The sequence below is a fragment of the Streptomyces caeni genome (genome assembly GCF_042678285.1).
GTDB lineage: Bacteria > Actinomycetota > Actinomycetes > Streptomycetales > Streptomycetaceae > Streptomyces > Streptomyces caeni.
The window spans coordinates 1-22,137 of sequence record NZ_JBHUDX010000139.1; the positions used below are offsets into that span (position 1 = coordinate 1).

Annotated in this window: 19 protein-coding genes and 1 pseudogene; 10 read left to right on the plus strand and 10 right to left on the minus strand. The window is 71.7% G+C overall.

Translation table 11 applies throughout. The features are described 5' to 3' along the window. Nucleotides 1–37 precede the first annotated feature (37 nt). From ACFSL4_RS35950 to ACFSL4_RS35960, 3 genes and pseudogenes are all read right to left on the minus strand, one after another. A pseudogene (locus ACFSL4_RS35950) lies at nt 38–733 on the minus strand (ABC transporter substrate-binding protein); the annotation flags it as partial. Nucleotides 734–1,123: 390 nt separating this feature from the next. Continuing rightward, entirely contained in the window at nt 1,124–2,368 is a 1,245-nt protein-coding gene (locus ACFSL4_RS35955) for an ROK family transcriptional regulator (protein ID WP_381092182.1), read from the minus strand. A 106-nt stretch (nt 2,369–2,474) separates the two neighbouring features. After that, nucleotides 2,475–3,731: a D-arabinono-1,4-lactone oxidase gene (locus ACFSL4_RS35960; protein ID WP_381092184.1), complete on the minus strand. Its 1,257-nt coding sequence runs from the start codon at nt 3,729–3,731 to the stop codon at nt 2,475–2,477. Between the two features lie 157 nt (nt 3,732–3,888). On the opposite strand from ACFSL4_RS35960, the gene ACFSL4_RS35965 reads away from it, so the two are divergent. The 3 genes from ACFSL4_RS35965 to ACFSL4_RS35975 all read left to right on the plus strand — a co-directional run bounded on the left by ACFSL4_RS35965 (nt 3,889) and on the right by ACFSL4_RS35975 (nt 7,726). Beyond that, entirely contained in the window at nt 3,889–4,563 is a 675-nt protein-coding gene (locus ACFSL4_RS35965; protein ID WP_381092186.1) for a pyridoxamine 5'-phosphate oxidase family protein, read from the plus strand. A gap of 60 nt (nt 4,564–4,623) precedes the next feature. Further along, nucleotides 4,624–5,979, plus strand: a complete 1,356-nt coding sequence (locus ACFSL4_RS35970) for a radical SAM protein (protein ID WP_381092188.1) — start codon at nt 4,624–4,626, stop codon at nt 5,977–5,979. A 214-nt stretch (nt 5,980–6,193) separates the two neighbouring features. Continuing rightward, nucleotides 6,194–7,726 carry a cellulose binding domain-containing protein gene (locus tag ACFSL4_RS35975; RefSeq protein WP_381092190.1) on the plus strand — a complete coding sequence of 511 codons (1,533 nt, stop codon included), beginning with the start codon at nt 6,194–6,196 and terminating at the stop codon, nt 7,724–7,726. A gap of 235 nt (nt 7,727–7,961) precedes the next feature. On the opposite strand, the gene ACFSL4_RS35980 is transcribed toward ACFSL4_RS35975, so the two are convergent. Continuing rightward, nucleotides 7,962–9,251, minus strand: coding sequence for an MFS transporter (locus ACFSL4_RS35980; protein ID WP_381092192.1), 1,290 nt, complete (start codon nt 9,249–9,251; stop codon nt 7,962–7,964). 118 nt (nt 9,252–9,369) lie between these two features. Between ACFSL4_RS35980 and ACFSL4_RS35985 the strand changes: the two genes are divergently transcribed. The 4 genes from ACFSL4_RS35985 to ACFSL4_RS36000 all read left to right on the plus strand — a co-directional run bounded on the left by ACFSL4_RS35985 (nt 9,370) and on the right by ACFSL4_RS36000 (nt 12,850). Further along, nucleotides 9,370–10,047, plus strand: coding sequence for an ArsR/SmtB family transcription factor (locus ACFSL4_RS35985; protein WP_381092194.1), 678 nt, complete (start codon nt 9,370–9,372; stop codon nt 10,045–10,047). Nucleotides 10,048–10,124: 77 nt separating this feature from the next. Next, nucleotides 10,125–11,339 (plus strand): MFS transporter, encoded by a 1,215-nt coding sequence (locus ACFSL4_RS35990; protein WP_381092242.1) that lies wholly within the window; start codon nt 10,125–10,127, stop codon nt 11,337–11,339. Between the two features lie 189 nt (nt 11,340–11,528). After that, nucleotides 11,529–11,912 carry a BlaI/MecI/CopY family transcriptional regulator gene (locus tag ACFSL4_RS35995; protein ID WP_381092196.1) on the plus strand — a complete coding sequence of 128 codons (384 nt, stop codon included), beginning with the start codon at nt 11,529–11,531 and terminating at the stop codon, nt 11,910–11,912. 8 nt (nt 11,913–11,920) lie between these two features. Next, a complete protein-coding gene (locus tag ACFSL4_RS36000; RefSeq protein ID WP_381092198.1) occupies nt 11,921–12,850 on the plus strand; it encodes a M56 family metallopeptidase in 930 nt (309 codons plus the stop codon). A 73-nt stretch (nt 12,851–12,923) separates the two neighbouring features. On the opposite strand, the gene ACFSL4_RS36005 is transcribed toward ACFSL4_RS36000, so the two are convergent. The 4 genes from ACFSL4_RS36005 to ACFSL4_RS36020 all read right to left on the minus strand — a co-directional run bounded on the left by ACFSL4_RS36005 (nt 12,924) and on the right by ACFSL4_RS36020 (nt 15,068). Next, nucleotides 12,924–13,187, minus strand: coding sequence for a GlsB/YeaQ/YmgE family stress response membrane protein (locus ACFSL4_RS36005; RefSeq protein ID WP_381092200.1), 264 nt, complete (start codon nt 13,185–13,187; stop codon nt 12,924–12,926). A 27-nt stretch (nt 13,188–13,214) separates the two neighbouring features. Beyond that, complete coding sequence (locus tag ACFSL4_RS36010; RefSeq protein ID WP_381092202.1) at nt 13,215–13,670, minus strand: tellurite resistance TerB family protein; 456 nt, start codon at nt 13,668–13,670, stop codon at nt 13,215–13,217. 99 nt (nt 13,671–13,769) lie between these two features. Continuing rightward, the gene (locus tag ACFSL4_RS36015; RefSeq protein ID WP_381092204.1) at nt 13,770–14,774 is read right to left on the minus strand and encodes a sporulation protein; all 1,005 of its coding nucleotides are present in this window, start codon (nt 14,772–14,774) and stop codon (nt 13,770–13,772) included. Nucleotides 14,775–14,849: 75 nt separating this feature from the next. Next, a complete protein-coding gene (locus ACFSL4_RS36020) occupies nt 14,850–15,068 on the minus strand; it encodes a hypothetical protein (protein WP_381092206.1) in 219 nt (72 codons plus the stop codon). Between the two features lie 527 nt (nt 15,069–15,595). Between ACFSL4_RS36020 and ACFSL4_RS36025 the strand changes: the two genes are divergently transcribed. Both ACFSL4_RS36025 and ACFSL4_RS36030 read left to right on the plus strand, forming a co-directional pair. Then, nucleotides 15,596–16,924: a hemolysin family protein gene (locus ACFSL4_RS36025; protein WP_381092208.1), complete on the plus strand. Its 1,329-nt coding sequence runs from the start codon at nt 15,596–15,598 to the stop codon at nt 16,922–16,924. Then, nucleotides 16,921–17,934: a hemolysin family protein gene (locus ACFSL4_RS36030; RefSeq protein WP_381092210.1), complete on the plus strand. Its 1,014-nt coding sequence runs from the start codon at nt 16,921–16,923 to the stop codon at nt 17,932–17,934. Before ACFSL4_RS36025 ends, ACFSL4_RS36030 begins: the two co-directional genes overlap by 4 nt. Before the next feature lie 436 nt (nt 17,935–18,370). Here ACFSL4_RS36030 and ACFSL4_RS36035 read toward each other — a convergent pair whose 3' ends face one another. Then, nucleotides 18,371–19,123: a hypothetical protein gene (locus ACFSL4_RS36035; RefSeq protein ID WP_381092212.1), complete on the minus strand. Its 753-nt coding sequence runs from the start codon at nt 19,121–19,123 to the stop codon at nt 18,371–18,373. Between the two features lie 490 nt (nt 19,124–19,613). On the opposite strand from ACFSL4_RS36035, the gene ACFSL4_RS36040 reads away from it, so the two are divergent. Next, a complete protein-coding gene (locus ACFSL4_RS36040) occupies nt 19,614–19,841 on the plus strand; it encodes a hypothetical protein (protein WP_381092244.1) in 228 nt (75 codons plus the stop codon). A gap of 342 nt (nt 19,842–20,183) precedes the next feature. Here ACFSL4_RS36040 and ACFSL4_RS36045 read toward each other — a convergent pair whose 3' ends face one another. Further along, nucleotides 20,184–21,542, minus strand: coding sequence for a PP2C family protein-serine/threonine phosphatase (locus ACFSL4_RS36045; RefSeq protein ID WP_381092214.1), 1,359 nt, complete (start codon nt 21,540–21,542; stop codon nt 20,184–20,186). Between the last annotated feature and the right edge of the window lie 595 nt (nt 21,543–22,137).

The following is a 22,137-nucleotide window of genomic DNA, read 5'->3' on the forward strand; positions in this document are numbered from 1 at the left end:
CCAGCTGGGCACTACCTCCAAGCCCGATCCTTCAGGACCGGGTCAAGTTGACGCCCGTGACCACACCGTCCGTGTGGTAGGCGATCTCGTTCTTGTCGGTGAGGGTGTCGGCGCCGGCCGACCAGATCATCGGGTTGATCACCGCGTGCAGGTCGTTGCCGAGGAACAGGCCCTTGACCTTGCCCGTGGTGAGCTTGGCGGCGGCCTCGATCAGCTCGTCGAGGGTGGTGGGCGGCTGGATGTTCGCCTTCTCCAGCAGCGACTTGCGGTAGAAGAAGAACTGCGGGTCGTCGATCATCCGGACGCCGTAGATCTTCCCGTCGACCGTGTGCGACTGGATGTCGGCCGGGTTGAAGTCGTCCTTGACCGGTTCGATGATGTCGGTCAGGTCCGCCACCTGGCCGCTCTTGACGAGCTGGATCTGCGGGTGGAACTCGAAGACGTCGGGCGCGTTCTCGGTGAGCAGCGTCGTGAACAGCTTGCTCTCGAAGTCGGCGCCGGTGATCCACTGGGTGGTCACGCCGGCGCCCTTGTATGCCTTCGCATAGCGCCTGATGGCCTGCTCGGTGCCCGCCTCCCCGTAGGCGTGGAAGTACTGGACGAGGTTCTTGCCGGAACCGCCCCCGCCGCGGCCGTTGTTGCCGCCGCAGGCGGACAGCGCGCCCGCTGCGGTCAGGCCCGCTGCGGCCCGGAGTATCGAACGGCGGTCCCAGGTACTGCTCATTGCCGACATGCTGACGTCCTTGTCTCGGGTGCGGGTGCGGGTGCGGGTGCGGGTGCGGGTGCGGCTCTTGCGGCTCTTGCGTGTTCGGCGCGGCATGGCACGGGATGGCTGGCGGGAGGGCGCGCGGAGGGCACGGGATGGCTGGAAAGCGGTTGCGGTGCGGGACGTTAACCTTCGGCTAAGCCTTCGGCAAGGGGTTGGACGAAGTCGGTGTGAAACGTTGTACGGCGTGCGGGATACCGCACACGCGCCCCGGGTGAGGGTGGGTCAGGACCTCGTTCGGCCTGGCCGTCGACGATCTGCCCGTTGGTGTCGAGCAGCCACCGCCCGGCCGGCAGGCGGCCGTTCGCGTTCTTCAGTGTGCCGCCGGCGCGTGCTGGCGGTGCGTCCCTTCCGACGTCATGAAGGCGGCGCGGTACGGCTCCTTGCGGGGGCCGTGCGGGCGGCGGGCCTCTGGCCGACCCGCTGGAGCGCGCCCTCCAGGACGAAGGCCGCGGCTCCGAGGCAGACCGGGTCGGTGGGGATGGGGGACAGGACGATCTCGGTGGCGGCGTATGGCCGCCGCAGCGCGTGCCGGCCCACGGCCTCGCGCACCTCGGCCAGCAGCGGTTCGCCGAGCGCCACCGCGACCCAGCTGCTGAGCACGACCACTTCGGGGTTGAGCAGGTTGACCAGGTCGGCGATCCCGGCCCCGAGATAGCGGGCGGTGTCCCGGACGACCTTCAGTGCGACGGGGTCCTGCGCGGCGACGCCGCGTGCCAGCGCGTCGATCGTGGCGGTCTGGTCCTCGGGGTGCAGCAGGGTGCTGCGCGGGCTCAGCTCCCGCAGGTTCTGCATGATGCCGGGCGCCCCGACGTACGTCTCCACGCAGCCGTGGTTGCCGCAGTGGCACAGCCGCCCGTCCAGCACCAGTGTGGTGTGGCCCCATTCGCCGGCGCTGTTGCTGACTCCGCGGTGCAGTCCGCCGCCCAGCGCCAGGCCGGCGCCGACCCCCGTGCCCAGATTGACGACCACCGCGTCATCCCGTCCGCGGGCCGCGCCGAACCACAGCTCGGCGACCGCGCAGGCGCGCAGCGGGTTGTCCAGGTACAGCGGGTAGGCGATGTGCCCGGCGAGCAGGTCGAGCAGCGGTACGTCGTGCCAGTCCCAGTTCGGGGCGTACTCGCTGACACCCCGGGCGCGGTCGACCTGGCCGGGCACGCTGACGCCGACGCCCAGGACGCGGGCGCCCTCCACGCCGGCCTGGGTGACCACCGAGCCGACGGCGGCGGCGACATGCGCGACGACCTGCTCGGGGCGGTTCTCGCCGGGGCGCATGTCCTCGTCGGCGCGGGCGAGCACGGTTAGCGCCAGGTCGAACAGCTCGACGCGCACGTACGTCTCCGCGATGTCCACGCCGATCAGCGCGCCGCCCGGCGCGTTGACGGCGACCAAGCCGCGCGGGCGGCCGCCCGCGGAGTCCTCGAAGCCGACCTCGGTCAGCATGCCGAGATCGAGCAGTTCTCCGACGAGCGTGGAGACCGTGGCCAGGCTCAGCCCGGTCGCGGCCGCCAGCTCCTGCCGGGACGTGGGTGAGCGGGCGATGATCTGGCGCAGCACCCCGTAGCGGTTCGCGGTCCGAATGTCGCGTGAGGTGCGCTTCACCGGCACGGTCCTTCGATCCCTCCAGGCCACGGCGAGGCCCCGTGCCTCTGCGCGGCGTGAGCCTATGCCGGGTAGGGAGCTTCTGCAAGGGGTTAGGAAAGGGGGTTTACGAAGCTTCCCCACTCTCCATGATTCCGCGTACGAAGGCGTTCCTGAACCTTCCCGCCGGATCGAGTTCCCGCGCCAGCGCCGCGAAGTCGCCGAGCCGGGGGTAGCGCTCGCGCAGCGTCCGGGCCGGCACCGTGAACACCTTGCCCCAGTGCGGCCGGGCCCCGAAGTCGTCGAGGGCCTCCTCGACCCGCCGCACCACGGGCAGCACGGCCGCCGTGTCCGGGACCCAGGTGAAGTGCACCGCCACCGTGTCCCTACCGTACGCCGGGCTCAGCCACTGTGCGTCGGCGGCGACCGTCCGCACCTCGCAGGTCTGCAGCACGGGCGTCACCGTCGCCCGGATCGCGTCGAGGGCGCGCAGCGCGTCGAGGGCGAACGGCCGCGGCAGCAGATACTCCGACTGCAGTTCGGCCCCGCTGCTCGGTGTGAACTCCGCCCGGAAGTGCGGGAGCCGCCGGTGCCAGGGTCCCGGGACACCGAACTGCCGGGTGCAGTTGGCCGCGGGCATGCCCGGCACCGGGTGCAGCGCCTCGGTGGCGGGCGCGGCCCACGGGAAGTCCGGCAACGGCTGGTCGGTGCGCCGTTTCAGCCAGACCTGCCGGAAGCCCGGCGCGCGCCAGTCGGTGAACAGGCTCACGCTGTACGCCGTCGCCGCGACCGTCTCGAAGTCGAGCCCTTCCAGGGGCAGTTCGGTGAACACATGTTGCTCGACCGTGAAGCCGGGCTCCAGGTCGAGGGTGAGCGCGGTGACCACGCCGAGCGCGCCGAGCGCGGTCACCGCGCCGTCGAAGCGGTCCTCGCCGCGGGCGATCCGCAGCGCCGAGCCGTCCGCCGTCACCAGCTCCACCTCGCGCACGGCCGAGGCCAGCGAGCCGTTGGTGACACCCGAGCCGTGCGTGCCCGTGGCCACCGAGCCCGCCACCGAGATGTGCGGCAGCGAGGCCATGTTGTGCAGGGCGAGGCGGTGCTCGTGCATCACGCGGGCGAGTTCGGCGTACCGGACGCCGCCGCCGACCCGTACCGTGCGGGCCGCGGTGTCGACGTCCACCTCGGCCGGCAGCGCGGACAGCGAGAGCAGGACGCCCTCGGGGCCGGGATCGGCGATCCCGTTGAACGAGTGCCCGCTGCCGAGCACCCGCACGGCCGCGCTGCCCGCGACGAGCGAACGGAGCGCGTCGAGCGAGCGGGGGCGGTGCAGTTCCCCGGCGGTGTAGGTGATGTTGCCCGCCCAGTTGGTGACCGAGTCCGTCATCGCCGTCGTCCCTCCCCGTGGCACCGAGGGCCACGCACGCACGGGAACCTACCTCGCCCACAGTCGCTGGTGCGGATTCCGTCCCAAGCAAGGAGGTATTATGCCGATTTCGCAAATATCTTTTATCCATCCTGCGGTATCGGTAGTCTCTGGGGTCATGGCCCAGCATCCGCTCCCGTCCCTCCTCCCGCAGACCGGGCTCACCCGGCACCGCCGCCTGCGCGAGCAGGGCAGCCTCCGGCGGGCCGATCTCGACGCGATCCTCGACGCGGGCTTCGTCTGCCATCTCGGGGTGGTCGTCGACGGGCGGCCGCTGGTGGTGCCCACGGTGTACGGCCGGGACGAAGGGCGGCTGTATCTGCACGGCTCGGTGGCCAGCCGCAGCCTCGCGGGCGGCGCCCCGGTCTGCGTCACCGTCACGCACGTCGACGGGCTGGTCCTCGCGCGCTCGGTCTTCGATCACGGCGTGAACTACCGCAGTGCGATCATCCACGGCACCGCCCGGAAGGTCACCGACCCCGACGAGAAGCTGGCGGGGCTGCGGCGGCTCACCGAGCACGCGACGCCGGGGCAGTGGTCGTACGCCCGGCGGCCCGACCGGAAGGAACTGGCCGCCACCACCCTGCTCGCCCTGTCCCTCGAAGAGGCGTCGGTGAAGATCCGTGCCGGCGCCCCCGACGACGGTGACGGGCCCGACGCCGGGTCGGGCGTCTGGGCCGGGACCCTGCCGCTCACCGCGACCTGGGGCGTCCCGGAGCCCGACCCCCTGCTGGCGCCGGGCATCCTGCCGCCCGAGCACATCGCACGCCGCGCGGGGACCCGGCACGGCTGACGCGCGGGCGGGGGCATACCGTGAGGAGTCGAACGCGTACGCCGAAGCGAGGAGAACGGGATGGGTGACAGCCGCACCGCGCTGGTCGAGGATCTGATGCAGCGGTTCCCGCATGTGCCGCGGGAGGCTGTCTTCAAGGAGGACCTGCTGCGGGGCGGTGTGGCCTTCGACCCCTCCGCGCTGAGCGACAACGAGGGCGGTGAGGTCAAGCCGAAGTCGTACTTCATCTTCTCCTTCGACCACGGCACCCTGCCCGAACTGGGCGAGGCGGCCCTGCGGCGCCCGCCCGAGGAGATCGTCCTCACCGGAGGCCCCTACGACCTGCGGCGCACCGTCGTCTCGGTGCGTGTGAACCCCTCCTCGCCCTACCGGGTGGCCGCCGACGAGGAGGGGTTGCTCGGGCTCTACCTCGATGGGCGGCGGATCGCCGACGTCGGCGTGCCGCCCATGCCCGAGTACTACCGGCACACCCTCTCCAGCGGGAAGTCCGTGATGGAGGTCGCCCCGACCATCCAGTGGGGATACCTGATCTACCTCACCGTCTTCCGCGTCTGCCAGTACTTCGGCGCCAAGGAGGAGTGCCAGTACTGCGACATCAACCACAACTGGCGCCAGCACAAGGCGGCCGGGCGGCCCTACACCGGTGTCAAGGACGTGGCGGAGGTCCTGGAGGCGCTGGAGATCATCGACCGGTACGACACCGCGAAGGCGTCCACCGCCTACACCCTCACCGGCGGCGCCATCACCTCGAAGGTCGCGGGCCGAGACGAGGCCGACTTCTACGGGCACTACGCCAAGGCCATCGAGGAGCGCTTCCCGGGCCGCTGGATCGGCAAGGTGGTCGCGCAGGCGCTGCCGAAGGACGACGTGCGGCGGTTCAAGGACTACGGGGTGCGGATCTACCACCCCAACTTCGAGGTGTGGGACCGGCGGCTGTTCGAGCTGTACTGCCCCGGCAAGGAACGGTACGTCGGCCGGGACGAGTGGCACCGGCGCATCCTCGACTCGGCGGACGTCTTCGGTGCCCGTAATGTGATCCCCAACTTCGTGGCGGGGGTCGAGATGGCCGAGCCCTTCGGCTTCACCACCGTCGACGAGGCGATCGCCTCCACCACCGAGGGCCTGCGCTTCTTCATGTCGCACGGCATCACGCCCCGCTTCACCACCTGGTGCCCGGAGCCCACCACCCCGCTGGGCAAGGCCAACCCGCAGGGCGCGCCACTGGAGTACCACATCCGGCTGCTTGAGGCGTACCGCGCCACGATGGACGACTTCGGCCTCTCCTCGCCCCCCGGCTACGGTCCGCCCGGCCCGGGCCGCGCTGTGTTCTCCGTCAGCTCCTTCATGGACAGCCTCCCCGCGGAGGACGAGGACAAGGAAGGGGCCGGGGACCCGCCCCGCGCGTCCCGCGTGTAACACGACCACCGTGTGCCCCGCTGACTGAGCACAGTGGGCCCGCGATCCGTACAACTCAACAGAGCGCAACCACGCGGTAACGGTAATTGAATATGCCGCTTGTCAGTTGTGTGGGAATCGTGAAAAGCTCTGGGCCTGTCGTGAGACATCGTCAACTCCCCTGAATCTCTGGGGAGTTGGCTTTGCTTGTGGAAGCATGGATGCAGGAGCCCCCATGTCAGACCTGCCGACCCCCCAGGACGCCGCTGAGGCCGCACTGTTCTCGGAGTGCTGGGACGCCGTCCTGTCGTACGCCGACCTGTGCACCTCCGGCTCCGCCGCCGGCAGACAACTGGCCACCGAGGCGTTCACCCACGGGATCCATGAGGCGCGCGCGGCCGAGGCCCAGGTGAAGGCCAGCGGACGCCGCATTCCGCGGCTGCCCCGGATACCGCTGCTGCTGACCGCGGTACGCACCACCGCCGCCGCCTGGGAGGCCGAGGGCAAGGGGCAGTGGCTCGACCCGGATCTGCGGCTGTGGCTCAACTCCGAGAAGGCCGCGCGGTACGCGGGACCGCCCCTGCGGCGCCCCCTGGCCCTGCGCGGGCTCAAGGACATGCAGGAACCGGACGCGGCGCTGCTGTGGCTGGTGGAAGTGGAGGCGCTCCCGCCGGCCGACGTGGCCCGCCGGCTCGGCCTGGACCCGGCGACCGCGTCCGAGGAACTCAGCCAGGTACGGGCGCTGTTCCGAGACCGTTGCCAACGCAACCACCTCGACACGCCCATGGACGCCGCATGCCGCAGTTACGCCCGGCTCCTGGACGCGGTCACCCGCTCGCCGGCCGCCGAGACGCCGGAGGACCTCTCGAAGCACCTCGCCACCTGCGTGGAGTGCGCGGAGGCGGTGGCATGCCTGCGGCTGCGCGGCGGGGGGACGCCCGCCGCACTGGCGGGCGGCGTCATCGGGTGGGGCGGGCTCGCCTACCTGGAGCGGCGGCGCCGGGCCGCGGAGGCAGGGCTCATCGGCGGACGCGCGGACGCGGGCAGCGACCGGGGCGTCACGGTGGGCACCGCGGCGCGGCCCCGGATGGGCCGGGCCGGGGTCCTGGCCGGTGCCGTCATCGTGTCCGCGCTGGCACTGACGGTCTCGCTGATGCAAGTCGGCACCTCGGACGCACGGACCTCCGCGGCGGGCGACCCGTCGGACCGCCGGCCGGTCGCCGACCCGGCACCGTCCCTGCCGTCCCTCGGCTCGCCCTCCGGCAACGGCTCGCCCTCCGGCAACGGCGCGTCCGGCCCCTCCCCGACCTCGCACCCGGCGACCCCCGGCCCCGAGGCGGAGAGCGGCGACCGGGACGCGGAACCGCAGGGCACGTCGACCAGCCCCATGGCCGACCCGCCGTCACCGCCGTCCCCGCCGTCCCCGTCGTACCCGGGCACGCGGGCACCGTCGACGTGCCGGGTCAGGTACGAGGTGGTCGACGAATGGCCGGACGGCTTCCAGGCCGCCGTCACCGTCACCTCGACCAGGGCCCTCGACGACTGGCGCATCGCCTGGACGTTCGGGAACGGTCAGCGCATCACCCGGATGTGGGACGGCACGTACACCCAGGACGGCTCCGAGGTCACCGCCAAGGCCGCCGACTACAACAAGAAGGTGGCGGCGAACGGTACGTTCGCCGTCGGCTTCCTCTCCTCGTGGCACGGCAGCAACACGGCGCCCTACGACTTCACGGTGAACGGCGCCAGGTGCTCCACGGCGGGCTGAACCCGCCACCGGACGCGCTGCGGCGGGTCTTCACCGCCGGGCCCGGAGGCGCGGACGCGGGGCAAGACACGGACGCGGGCGGAGGCACCGCCGCGGGGGAAGGCACGGACGCGGGCGGAGGCACCGCCGCGGGGGAAGGCACCGCCGCCGGGACGGCCGCCGTGCACCGCCCTCCCGCCGCCGGCCGGGTGTTCTGCCGTCGGGTGTTCCGGCGCCCGGTGTGCCGGAGTCGGTGTCACCGCGGGGTGGTCGCCGGCCGCGGGTGGGTCTCGTACATGCGCACCGCCACCACCAGGCCGGCCGCGGCGGTGAGCGCGGCCACGGCCCAGATCGACGTGATGATGCCGTAGGCGTCGGCGAGGGCTCCGGCGAGCAGGGCGCCGACCGCGAAGCCGCCGTCGCGCCACAGACGGTAGACACCGACCGCGCGGGCCCGCCAGGCCGGGTGGGCGACATCGCCGATCACGGCGAGCAGGGTCGGGTAGACCATGGCGGTGCCCGCGCCGAGGAGGACCTGGGCGACCGCCCAGACGGGGAAGGCGGTGCCGACGGCGACCAGGCCGATGGCGGCCGCCTGCAGCAGCATTCCGGCGCTGATCAGATGCTTGCGCCCGATGTGGTCGGACCACCAGCCGGTCAGCAGCTGCCCGGCGCCCCAGACGGCGGGGTAGAGGGCGGCGAGCAGGCCGATCCGGGCGACGGACAGCCCGTGTGCGGCGTACAGCAGGGGGAAGACGCCCCAGGCGAGCGCGTCGTTGAGGTTGTTGACCATGCCCGCCCAGCTCGCGGACGACAGCGCCTTGTCGCCGACGCTCGTGAGCCGGGCGATCCGGCCGGTGGTCAGCTCGCCGTGGCGGTCCGGGTTCCTGGGCGCCGGGTGGAGGGCGGCCTCGGCGCGGGCGTGGTCGCGGGTCTCCCGGACCGCGAGGGCCGACAGGCCGAGTCCCAGGGCGGCGTAGGCGATGCCGAGGAAGAACGGCTCGGGCCGCAGCCCGGAGTGGGCGGCGATGGCCCCGGTGGCCATCGCGGTGACCGCCACCGCGCCGTAGCCGGCGGCCTCGTTGAGCCCCATGGCCAGGCCCCGGCGTGCCGGGCCCACCAGGTCGATCTTCATGATGACGGTGGTGGACCAGGCCAGGCCCTGGTTGACGCCGAGCAGGACGTTGGCGAGGACCACCCAGCCCCAGGAGGGGGCCCAGATCAGCATCAGCGGTACGGGCACTCCGACCAGCCAGCCCGCCACCAGAACCGGCTTGCGGCCGAACCGGTCGGAGAGCGTTCCGGCGAAGAAGTTGGCCGCCGCCTTGGTGGCGCCGAACGCCACGATGTACGTCAGCGCGGCGGTGTACGCGGACAGGTGGAAGATCTGGTCGGCCAGCAGTGGCACGACCGTGCGCTCCTGGCCCAGTTCGCCGCCTACCAGGGCGTTGACGGCGACCAGCAGCACGAACTGGGCCAGGTTGGCCCGCAGGCCCAGGCGTATCGGGCCGAGCGAGGCGGGCAGGGCGGGGGTGGGGTGGGGCATGATCCGTGCTCCAGGTCGAGGCCGGTGCCGGCGGCCCGTTCGGGGAAGGCGGCGGAAGGGCTCTGGCTTCTGCGCCCGTCCTCCCTTACGGTATTCCATGGAGTTATGGAGGATGTCTGTGGCGGAGCACACGAAGGCCCATGTGAAGGCGCAGCTCTACGAGGCGTTCGCCGTCAGCGGCAAGGCGCTGGCCAGCGGAAAGCGCCTGGAGCTCCTGGACCTGCTCGCGCAGGGCGAACGCACGGTGGACGCGCTGGCGAAGGCGGCCGGGCTGAACCTGACCACCGCCTCGGCCCACCTCCAGATCCTCAAGCAGGCCGGCTTCGTAGCCACCCGCCGTGAGGGCGTACGGATCCACTACCGGCTGGCCGGAGACGATGTGGCGCGGCTGTTCGCGCTGCTGCGCAGGGTCGCCGCGGCGCACCGGACCGCCGTGCCCGCCGCCCGCGACGCCTACCTCGGCGACGACGGCGCCGCGGAGGTCACCCGCGAGGAACTGCTCGCCCGGCCCGGGACGGGCGACGCCCTGGTCCTCGATGTGCGCCCGGCGGAGGAGTACCAGGCCGGACACATCCCCGGCGCGCTGTCCATCCCGGTGGAGGAACTGGCCGAGCGGATCGACGAACTGCCCGAGGGCGCGGAGATCGTGGTGTACTGCCGCGGCGAGTACTGCGTGCTCGCCTACGACGCGGTACGGCTGCTGAAGGCCCGTGGCCGCCGTGCGATCCGCCTCGACGACGGCATGCTGGAGTGGCGCCTGGCCGAACTCCCCGTCGAAACAGGGGCCATGGTGTGAACGAGGACGTCCCGACGCATCGGGGACCGGCCGGCGGGCCGGTCCGTCCGGGCCGCGCCGCCGCCGCGCCCACAGACATACGCACCGCCGCACAGCGACGGACCCTGACCGTTCTGGTCATCTCCCAGATCCTCAGCGGCGCGGGCCTGGCCGCCGGCATCACCGTCGGTGCCCTGCTCGCCCAGGACATGCTCGGCAGCACCAGCCTCGCCGGGCTGCCCAGCGCCCTGTTCACTGCGGGAAGCGCCGTCGCCGCGATCACCGTCGGCCGCGTCTCCCAGGCCCACGGACGCCGCCCCGGACTCGCGGCAGGTTACGCGACCGGCGCGCTCGGCAGCGCGGGCGTCATCGCCGCCGCCGTCCTCGACAACCCCGTCCTGCTGTTCGCCGCCCTCTTCGTCTACGGCGCGGGCAGCGCCACCAACCTCCAGGCCCGCTATGCCGGCGCCGACCTCGCCGCCCCCACCCACCGTGCCCGCGCCATCTCCACCGTCCTGGTCGCCACCACCCTCGGCGGAGTCGTCGGCCCCAACCTGGCCGCGCCCACCGGCGACCTCGCCGCCACGTTCGGCATCCCCCGTCTGGCCGGCCCCTTCCTGCTGGCCGGTGCCGCCTATGCCTGCGGCGCCCTCGTCCTGGCGCTCTGGCTGCGCCCCGACCCCCTGCGCCTCGCCCGCACCCTCGACACCGCGCAGCCGGCGGTCGAGACGGGGGCCCAGGCGCCCGCGGCACCGCCGCGGGCGCGGGGCGGGGCCGTGCTCGGCGCACTCGTCATGGTCGTCACCCAGCTCGTCATGGTCGCCATCATGACCATGACGCCCGTGCACATGCATGACCATGGCCACGGCACCGCCGCCTCCGGCCTGGTCATCGCCATCCATGTCGGCGCGATGTACCTGCCCTCACCGCTCACCGGGCGCCTCGTCGACGGCTACGGCCGCCTGGCCGTCGCCGCCGCCTCCGGCATCATCCTCCTCGGGGCCGGCATCCTCGCGGCCGCCGCTCCCGCCGACTCCGTCGCCCTGCTCGCGCTCGCCCTCGCCCTGCTCGGCCTGGGCTGGAACCTCGGCCTCGTGTCCGGTACCGCGATCATCACCGACACCGTGCCCCTGGCGACCCGCGCCAGGACCCAGGGCACGGTCGACGTCGCCATCGCCATCGCCGGCGCCACCGGCGGTCTCGCCTCCGGCGTCGTCGTCGACCTCGCCGGCTACCCGGTCCTCGCCCTGACCGGCGGCATCCTCTCCCTCGCCGTCCTGCCCGCGGTGGCCGCCACCGCCCACGGCCGATGACCACCCGCCACGGACCGGGCGCTCGACGGGTGCCGCCCTCATGCCCGCGCAGGGGAGCACGCTCACGCCCGGGACGACGCGGTGGATCTACGGCACCGTAGAAGTGTGGGTCAGGGGGCCGTGGGGCCGCTGGCTACGATGGACCGCCTCCGCGTGGGGCGAGCAGGGCGTGCGGCTGGAGGGAGACGGGTGAGGGACCAGGAGCGTGGGCGGCGGCGCGGCCAGGGCGAGCTGGAGGCTCAGGTGCTGGCGGCGTTGCGCGAGGCGCCGGTGCCGGTGAGTACGGCGTGGGTGCAGGAGCGTCTCGGCGGCGGCCTGGCCTACACCACGGTGATCACCATTCTGACGCGGCTGTTGGCCAAGGGCGCGGTGGCGAGAGAGAAGGCGGGCCGGTCGTTCGTGTGGACGCCGAGGGCCGACGAGGCGGGTCTGGCGGCGCTGCGGATGCGGCGGGTCCTGGACGGGGAGAGTGACCGGGAGGCGGTGCTGGCCAGTTTCGTGACCGGTCTGCCGCCGCAGGATGAGCAGGTGCTGCGGGAGCTGTTGGAGCGGGCACGGGAAGAGGAGGAGTAGAGGCGGTCATGGGAGTTTTCGTCTTCCTGCCGCTGGTGCTGCCCTTGACGGCGTGGCCGCTCGCCCGTCTGGCCGAGCAGTATCTGCACCCGCGGGCGGCGACCTGGCTGTTGTCGGCGGTTGCAGGGGTGCTCGCGGTGTGCAGCACGCTGTGCCTGGGGCTGTTGATGGTGGTCGGCACCGCGCAGCTTCCGGGCAACCCGTTGCCTGATGGCTGGTCGGATCCGGAGGTGCGTGAGGCGGTGCCGTGCGACGAGGTCGCGGGCAGGGCCGCCATCCCCGCTCTGCTCGCGGTGCTGGCCGCGTGTACGCGGGTGGTGTGGCGCCATCGTCGCGTGCGGCGCCGCACCGAGCGCGCTCTTGCCGGTCTGCCCGCGACTGAGGTGGCGGTGCTGCCCGACGGGCTGCCGTACGCCTATGCGCTGCCGGGCAGGCGGGGGAGGATCGTGGTGAGCTCGAGCATGCTGGCCGGTCTCACCTCGGCGGAGCGTCGGGCCCTGTTCGCCCACGAGCGCGCGCACCTGGTCCGCCGTCACCACCGGTTCCTGCTGACCGTGCAGCTGGCGGCGCGGGCGAACCCGTTCCTGCGCCCGCTGAGGACCGCGGTGACGTACACGACTGAGCGATGGGCGGACGAGGAGGCGGCCCAGACGGTCGGCAGCCGACGCACCGTGGCGCTGGCGGTCGGCCGGTCCGCGCTGATCTCCCGGGGCGGGCCGGCCGCCTCGCTGGCGGGCTTCGCGGCCACGGGTCCGGTGCCGCGCCGGGTGGCCGCCCTGCTGGGCCCCATTCCCACCGGGGGTGTCTGGCCGCCGGTGTTCACCGCGGTGGGTCTGGCCGTCTGGGGTGCCGCGGCGGGCGCCACCGCCTCGGCGCTGTCCTCGGCGAACTCGGCCGTCACACTGTTCCTCATCCTGCACGCCGCCACTCCCGTATAGACGGGAAGGCCGCCGCGTGCCCCAGGGGGCGCCGGCGCCCGGCAGGCGTCGGCGCCCTTGGCGGGAACGTCGGTCAGGTGCGGGCCTTGAAGCGTTCGAGGGCGGCTACGCCCGCGGCCGCGAGAGCGATCTGGATGAGCCATTCGATCCAGTCGATGCCTCTGGTGTCGGCCACCCCCAGGCCGGTGGCGATGCCGGTGCCGACGAAGGCTGCGGCGATACCGACGGCGATCGTCCACAGCACGCCGATCCGCTGCCGGCCCGGCAGCACCAGCCGCCCGAGCGTGCCGATGACGATGCCGATCACGATGGCGCTGATGATCCCGGAGATTTCCACACCGGTCTCCTTCTCTGGTGTTGCGGCCTACAGGTCGAACTCGTGGGGCGGCAGGTCGAGGGTGAAGCAGGCTTCGCGGACGACGGCCTGCTCGGTCTTGTCGAAGTCGCCGTCGGCGCCGCCGATGACGATGCCGATCTGGATGACGGCACGGGCCTCAGCGGGCTTCTTCTTCGCCTTGGCGATCTCCTGCAGCACGCTGACCTTGCCGAAGGCGAAGTCGGCGGTCAGCTTGGCGAGGTTGTCCTCGAAGCGGCGCTGCAGGTCCATGGCGTCGAAGTTCTGCAGCACCTCGTTGGTGGCGATCAGCTGGGCCACCCGCTGCCGTTCGGCCGGGTCGATGGTGCCGTCGGCGGCGGCCACGAGCGCGCACATCGCCATGGAGGCGTCGCGGAAGGCACCGGACTTGAGGTCGTTCTTCTTCGCCACGAGCTGCGTCTGCATGGTGGCGGCGGATTCCTTGATGCGGTCCCACAGGGCCATGAGCACTCCCGGTCTCGGTCGGCGGTCCGGGCCGCACGGCGGCCCGGACACCAAAAATTTTCTACAATTATGTAGAAGCTAGCAGGGTGAGGTGGTTCCTCAGCCCTCGTCCTCCTCGTCGCCTTCGAAGAAGTCACCGACCTCGTCGACGACTTCGGCGGCGACCATGCCGCCGACCACACCGACGGCGAGACCGGCCGCGCCCGCGGCGATCGCGGTGCCCATCCCGGGCCCCGACCGGTGGCCGCCATGGTGGTCACCGTGGTGGTCGCCGTGTCCGTGGCCCACGTACGGCTCGCCGTGCCCGTACGAGCCGTGACCGCCGTGGGCGGTGCGGTGCTCGACGAGCTGCTGGATCCAGCCGTCGACCACGGCGTTCCAGTCCTGGTGCGCGACGCCGTCGTGGGAGACGGTGTGGCGGGTCAGCGCGTCGTGGCCGGCGGAGAAGAAGCCGCCGCGCTTGTCGGCCTCCAGTACCACGTCCATGCCGCCCGGGGCGGCGAGGAAGGTCACCTCGATCTCGTTCACCCGGTGCGCGTACTGCGGCGCCGGGGTGAGCTCGATCTCCTGGTAGAAGGGCAGCTGCTGGCCGGTGTCGCGGATGCGCCCGTACTCCAGGTCGGCGGACTTGAAGCCGAACCCGAGCTGGCCGAGGGCCTCCAGGACCGCCTCCTGCACCGGCAGCGGGCGCACCGCGAGCGGGTCGAGGTCGCCCTTGTCCTTCGCGCCGGCCACCGCCAGCTCGGTGCGCACGCCGAGTGCGATGCCCAGGCCCTGCCCGTGCAGCTCGGTGATCGGCGTCTCCCACGGCAGCGTGAGGCTGAACGGGACGCCGTGCTGCTCGCCCGCGGCGAGGCGGAAGCCGCCGCCGATGGTGAACCGGTCGAAGACGACGACACCTTCGCTCTCTCCGCTGTCGTGCTCGGCCTCGACGCGGGCGACGAGTTCGAGGGTGATGCGGTCGATGTCGAAGTCCGCGTTGCCGCCCTCGAGGTGGACCCGGCCCGACAGGGTGCCGCCGGGCAGGACAGCGCCCGGGGCGAGGACCGTGTCCACTGTGGGCCCGCCCACACCGAGCGAGCCGAGCAGCCGTTTGAACACCATCTGGCGTTCACTCCTTCGTGTGCGTGACGTACGGCGCTTCGGTGGTGCGGCCGGCCGCACCACCGGGCGCGATGGTTACTTGTCCGCTTCCATGGCGGCCAGGGCCTGGGTCCGGCGGACGTACTTCAGTTCGGCCAGGTCCGCGACGGTGGTGACGCCGAACGCCTCCTTCGGCAGCTCGCCGTCACGGTCGGAGACCCCCTTCAGTGCGGCGACGGGCGCGGCCGGGATCTCCGGCAGGCTCCTGCCTGCCCACGCCCTGTCCACCACCTTGCCCAGGTCGGTCGAAGCCATGTGTGCCCTCCCGGGCGAGGTGAGTGGGTGAGGACGCGTGCGGGCGTATGCGGCGCCCGGTTCCCGGGGCGGACCACGGTGACGTGCGGTGGGGAACCGCGCCGGCCGACGGTACGTCGACCCGTCGCCGCTCGCGGCGAGCGGATCACCGCTCATCGCGCGGCACCTCCTTCTCCGGCGGACGTCTGCGCGCGAAAGCGGTCGGGAACAGCCGGCCGGCCCCTCGCGTTTTCTACAAGCATGTAGAAGCATAGAGGTGGTGCGGCCCTCGGGGGGTTCCTTGCGTCACGGCTGGGGAAAAGTCCGAAAAGGCGCCCCGCCGACGGGCTGGGGACGCTCGCCCGACGAGGTGCTTTGCAGACCCTTTACGATGGGTTCGGGGAAACATCCCTTCCCGCCGGACATGCAAGGACCGGACCGCCCGGTCCTCGTCGACGAAGGAGCAGTAGGCCCGCAATGGGTGAACCTCCCAGTACCAACCGTGCCGCTTCCCGCCGGCCGATACGGACGGGTACGGGGGTGGCACGGTGACCGAGATCCTGCTGCTCCTGCTCGCCTTGGCCCTCACCCTGGCGTGCGCCGTCTTCGTGGCGGCCGAGTTCTCCCTGACCACCGTCGAACGCGGTGAGCTGGAGAGGGCCGCCGAGGCCGGCGAGCGTGGTGCCGACGGCGCCCTGAAGGCCGTACGCACGTTGACCTTCCAGCTCTCCGGTGCCCAGCTGGGCATCACCGTGACCTCGCTGGTGATCGGCATGCTCGCCGAGCCGTCGCTCGCCGCCCTGCTGCGCGGGCCGCTGGAGGCGATCGGCCTGGGCGGCGGCGCCGCCACGGCCGCCACCGTGCTCGGCGTGACGGTCTCCACCGTCTTGCTCATGGTCGTCGGAGAGCTGGTGCCCAAGAACTGGGCGATCTCCCGCCCTCTGGCCGTCGCCAGGGCGGTCGCCGGTCCGCAGCGCGGCTTCACCGCCGCCTTCAGCCCCTTCATCCGGCACCTGAACAACACCGCCAACGGATTCGTGCGCCGCTTCGGCCTGGAGCCCGCCGAGGAACTGGCCGGGGCCCGCACCCCGGAGGAACTGGTGGCCCTCGCCCGGCACTCGGCGCGCGAGGGCGCCATCGAGGCGGACGCGGCCGAGCTGTTCGTGCGCACCCTGCACCTGGGCGAGCTGACCGCCGAGAACGTCATGACCCCGCGCATCGACGTCAAGGCACTCGAGGCCCACGCGACCGCCGCGGACGCCGCCGACCTCACCCACGCCACGGGACTGTCCCGCTTCCCGGTCTACCGCCACACCCTCGACCAGGTCATCGGCACCGTGCACATACGCGACGTTCTCGCCCTGGACGAGGGCAAGCGCCCCACAACCCCGGTCACCGACCTGATCACGCCGGCGCTGCAGGTGCCCGACAGCCTGCCGGTCGACACCCTGCTCGAGCGTCTGCGCGCGACGCGCACCATGGCCGTGGTCATCGACGAGTACGGCGGCACCGCCGGGGTCGCGACCGTGGAGGACATCGTCGAGGAGGTCGTCGGCGAGGTCCGCGACGAACACGACCCCCACCAAGTCCCCGCCCTGCTCCCCGCCCCGGCCGCTGACGGCCGCGCGGTGTGGGAGGCCGACGGCGGCATCCGCCTCGACCAGCTCACCGAGATCGGTCTTGCGGCGCCTGACGGGCCGTACGAGACCCTGGCCGGCCTGATCGCCACCCGTCTGGAACGCATCCCGGCCGAAGGCGACAGCATCCACCTCGACGGCTGGGACGCCACGGTCCTTGCCGTCGACCATCACCGCGCCGGCCGTGTCACCCTCACCGCGCCCGCGACCACCCCGGCCGAGCAGGAGAGCGCCCGATGACCACCGTCCAGTTCCTCGTCGGCGCGCTGACCCTGCTCACCAATGCCTTCTTCGTCGGCGGCGAGTTCGCCCTGATCTCGGTACGCCGCAGCCAGATCGAACCCCGGGCACAGGCCGGCGACAAGCAAGCCCGGATCACTCTGTGGGGGATCGAGCACCTCTCGGCGATGCTGGCCACCGCCCAGCTCGGCATCACCGTCTCCTCGCTGGTGCTGGGCGCGGTCGCCGAACCGGCCATCGCCCACCTGCTGGAGCCCGCCTTCGATGCCGTGCACGTCCCGCACGCGCTGATCCACCCCATCGGCTTCGTCGTCGCACTGACTCTGGCCACCTATCTGCACATGCTCATCGGCGAGATGGTGCCCAAGAACATCGCCCTGGCCGCGCCCGTACCGACCGCCCTGCTGCTCGCACCCCCGCTGGTCGCCCTCACCCGCACCCTCAAACCGGTCGTCTTCGGCATCAACGCCTTCGCCAACTCCTTGCTGCACCTGCTCAAGGTCGATCCGAAGGGCGAGGTCGAATCCGTCTTCACCGACGACGAACTCGCCCGCCTGGTCGCCGACTCCAGCCAGGCCGGCCTCCTGGACGCCGCCGACGGCGAACGCCTGCGCGACGCCCTGGAACTGGGCACCCGACCCGTCGGCGAGATCCTCGTCCCGATCCACAAGATGGTCACCGTCGACCACACCATCACCCCCGCGCAACTCGAACGCGCCGCCACCACCGCGGGCTACTCCCGTCTGCCGGTCCTCGCCCCCGGCTCCGTCGTCCTGGGCTACCTGCACATCAAGGACGCCCTCGGCGTCACCGAACGCCACAAGCCCTTCCCCCGCACCGCGCTGCACACCGTCACGCGTGTCAAGACCGGCACCCCGCTCGACGACACCCTCACCGCGATGCGAGCCGACGGCACCCACCTGGCGGCCGTCACCGGCGACAAGGGAACCGTGCTGGGGTTCGTCACCATGGAAGACGTTCTCTCCGAACTCGTCGGCCCCACGACCTGACGAAATCCGGCCGCTCACCGCCGATGGCCCAGTCGGCATCTTCGGCATCGCCGATGCGGGCCATGCCGGCCCCTTCGCTCACCTGAACGTACCGGAGGACGCTGAACCGCTGACGGGACAGCTGGTGAACACCCATGCCCCAGCCCGGTCTTCAGCCTTCACCGGGAGGGGGTCCCGGTTACCGATCCTCAACACCCGAAGCAGCGGCAACCGGGTCAGGCCTGCCGAGCGCGCTGCTTGGGCAGCACTCGGAGCGAGCATCGCCGGCCCGGCGCTGGGCGGGGGGAGCGGGCAGCGAGGGCGTCGATGGCGCGGCCCCTTGCGGATATCTCCACGCCTGGCAGTCCGGGAAGCGCACAGGACCGCCCCGTTCGCGTATCGGCAAGCGCGTCCGCCGCGACCCCGCCGGCGTCTTCCCCCGCTCCGGACGGCACGGTCACCAGTCGTCGTGGTGGCGGCCGATCACCCGGAAGCTGCCTACCACGTCGTTGTCGCCGGACACGCCCCCGCGGGCCCTGCGGGCCACGACGCCGTTGCTGCGGTCGTGCGGACCGACGGTGGCGACGGGAGCGGCGTTGTCGCAGGTGAAGCCCCGGAAGACCTCGATGATCAGCCCGCTGTCGTTGTAGACGTTGAAGCTGTTGGAGCTCAGACTCTTGGCCACGGTGACGCAGCCGTCCGCGTGGGCGGAGTACGTCCGGCCGTTGAAGTAGATCCTTCCCTTGTGCCTGTAGCCGTATCCGTAGCCGCGGTCGTCGCCGAACCCGTATCCGTGGCCGCGGTCGTGGCCGTCACCGTGATCCCCGCCTCCCTGGCCCTGGAGTTGCTTGTCCTGGCCTTGCTTGTTGTGGCCTTGCTTGTCGTGGCCTTGCTTGTCGTGGCCTTGCTTGTCGTGGCCTTGCTTGTCGTGGCCTTGCTTGTCGTGGTCTTGCTTTTCGTGGTTCTCCTGGCTGCGGTTCTCCTGGCTGCGGTTCTCCTTCTTTCCCCCGGCGCTGCCGCTGGCGTGGGCAGCCGAGGCCGATCGCTGCGCGGACGGTGACGACGGCTGGGCCGACGGGGCCGCGTGGTGGCCGGGCGGGGCCGCCCTCTCGTTGGCGTCGACGATCGAGGTGGCGTAGGTGATACCGGTGGTGGCAAGGGCCGCCGCGCCCACTACGGCGGCGGCCACAGCGAAGGTGCGCGTAGGCATGTCACTTCCCTCCATCTGAGAGACGTCGGCCGGACAGCCGACCTTCGACGAAGGTACTGAAGGCGGCTTTTAGTGTCATATTGGGCGTGATGCAGGTGTGATCCAGGAGGGCCACTCAGGTGCACATGTCGTGCCGACCGCATACCGTCGATCATCTGATGCGCGATCAACCCGGCACCGAATGCAAAGCCTTCGAATCGGCTCCGGGGAGCGGCCGCGGCCCCTGCGCCGACGGGCGCCCGACCGGCAACCGCGTTGCCTCCCGTGCGTGCGCCTGGCAGACCACGTTGACAGTCGCGGGCTCGAAGCAGTCCACCACGGAGTCGTCGTGCCGGGCTGCTGCCGCCGCAGCCCGGTACGCGCCACGTTGTCGGGCGCGTGGGATCCGCAGGTAGTGGACCCGGCGACCCGGGGAACTCGCGACAGTTGAAGACGCGACACTCACCGGCATCAATCCCCGGCCACCACTTACACTTCCCCGGTGAACAACATGCGGTGCACCCAATGCGGCCAGGTCGGTCTTGAGCAGGGCTTCGTCAGCGACAGCGGCAGCGGCGCCCGCGGGTACGCACGATGGTTCGGAAGCCTCCTTGAGCGGGGCGTGATAGGCATAGCCAGGACGCGGGGCCTGCCGCAGTGGCAGATCGATGCCTTCCGCTGCCCGAACTGTGCGCACCTGGAACTGTTCGCCGCCCAGCGATTGAACCTCCGTAGGTAAGGCCTCGTGACGGTTCGTAGGAGGCGCTGCGCCGCGCTCATGGAGCGGAAGTCTCTCATCGCGCGTTCATGCTGCCGGGGGCCCGTGGCTTACGCCGCCCGGTTGTTCAGGCCCTTGTGCGGGCTGCGCTCCACGGAAGGCATGACCTCGCGGTGAGCGGTGTCGTGGGAGCGGAGCTTGTCCGCGACGATCACCGTGGTACCGTGCCGGTTCCCTTGAACGGTCCGAGCGAGAAACCGCTTGGCCGCGGCGGGGGACCGGCTCCCCGGACCCGCCCCGACCGCTTGAATGCGGACCTGCCGCGCAAGATCGGCACCGTCGGTACGACGGAGGGCGCCATGCTCAGCAGCAGGGCACGGCGGCCGGTGACTGGGCCCGGGCGGGAGTACGCAGGGCGAGGACGGCCATGTCGTCGTGGCCGTCGCTGGGATGGTGGTCGGCCAATGCCTGTACCAGATCGTCCAGGGGCAGACCGGCGTAGGCCGTGGCGAGCTCGGCGAGGGCGCGCAGGCCGACGTCGATGGGGTGGGCCGGGTGCTCGATCAACCCGTCGGTGAAGAAGACCACGGTGGCTCCCGCAGCCAGCGGTCGGGTGTGGTCGGGGCGCCGTTGCGCGGTATCGACCCCGAGAGGCACGCCGGGCTCGGCATGCAGGTACTCCGCCCGGCCGTCCGGAGCGATCAGAAGCGGCGGGACGTGGCCGGCGGTGGACCAGTGCAGTCTCCAGTCGTCACCGACCGGTTCGATGCGGGCCAGGCAGGCCGTGGTGACGGGGTTCTCGGTCATCGCGTGAAGGGTGTGGTCGAGCTGGGTGAGGACGGCACTGGGCGGGGTACGCCGGTCGAACAGCAGGGCGCGAAGCATATTGCGGGTGGCGGCCATGGCAGCTGCGGCACGCAGGTCATGGCCGACGACATCGCCGATCACAGCCGCGCAGACACGGTCGGGCAGCAGGACCGCGTCGTACCAGTCACCGCCCAGGTGCGCGGGGGCACTGGCGGGCCGGTACACGGCGGCCCCGGTGAAGGGCCGCAGATCCGGCAGGGTCGGCAGCAGCAGCCGCTGGAACTGCTCCGCACCGGCTCGGACCTGATCGAAGAGGCGGGCGTTCTCGATGGCGATCCCGGCGGCACCCGCCAGCGCGACGACGATGTCCTCGTCGGCCCGGTCGAAGGGCCGTCCGTCGCGGCGCTCCGACAGGTACAGGTCTCCGAAGATCTCGCCACGTACGCTGATCGCGACACCCAGCAGCGTACGCATGTGCGGATGACCGGGCGGGAACCCCGCAGAGGCGGGATGCGAGGGAACGTCCTCGACCCGAAGCGGTTCGGGATGGCGCATCAGATGCCCCAGAACCCCCCGGCCGCGGGGCAACTCCACACCGGCCAGATCGGCACGCTCCCGCTCGCTCAATCCAGCCGGGATGAACTGCCCCAGCTGCTCGCTCGCCTCGTCGAGCACGCCCAGCGCTCCGTAGCGGGCGTCGACCAGTTCCATGGCTGTGGTGACGATCCGGTGCAGTACCGCCGGCAGCTCCAGCTCGCGGCTGATCGCCAGTACCGCATCCAGCAGACCCTGCAGCCGGTCCTGGGCGCGGGCCAGCACCTGGAAGGTCTCACCGATCCGCTCCAGATCGGCGTCCTGAGCGGACCGCAGGTCAGGAACGTGCAGGCTGGGCTGTGACGGCTCTTCGCGCTCCATCAGGTCTTTCCCCTTGCATCCACGCTGCCGAGGCCCTCCGACGCGGGCAGAAGCAGACGGCCATTCCACCCGTCCGCACCGGCCGACGGGCCACTGCCCGGCCCAGTAGGGGCCCGGCCGGGAGCTCCACAGGGCGGGGCTTGGCGGCTGCGCCATCGGAACGTGTGCGTCACCGATCTTGCTCGGGTCGGTCGGCTCGGTCCAGGACGGCGCGGCGGTCTTCAGGAACCGGTTCGTCCTCTCCAACAGTCTGTCGAAGTTCGCGGCCGTCGGCTCGACCAGGGGAAGGCGTGCTCCAGCGGACTGCCGGACCGATGTCGTGCGGGAAGGGCCATCGCACCTCACCTCTGGGAGGAGGGACCGGGGCTGTTCGTTCCTTCCATGCTGCGCGTCGCTCACCGGTCGGGCGCTTCGGTGAGCCCAGCCCCGCGCAGCATCCATCCGCGCTGCCCGGATGGGGCCGATCGGGTGCCCGGGCCCTGCGCGGACACGGACAGATCGACGGCGAGCCCGCCCAGGCGGTCCTCAGAACCTCCGGCCCCTCTTGATCGTCAATGGCGTGGAGAGGCCGTCCACCGAAATGTTCGGCGTAAAG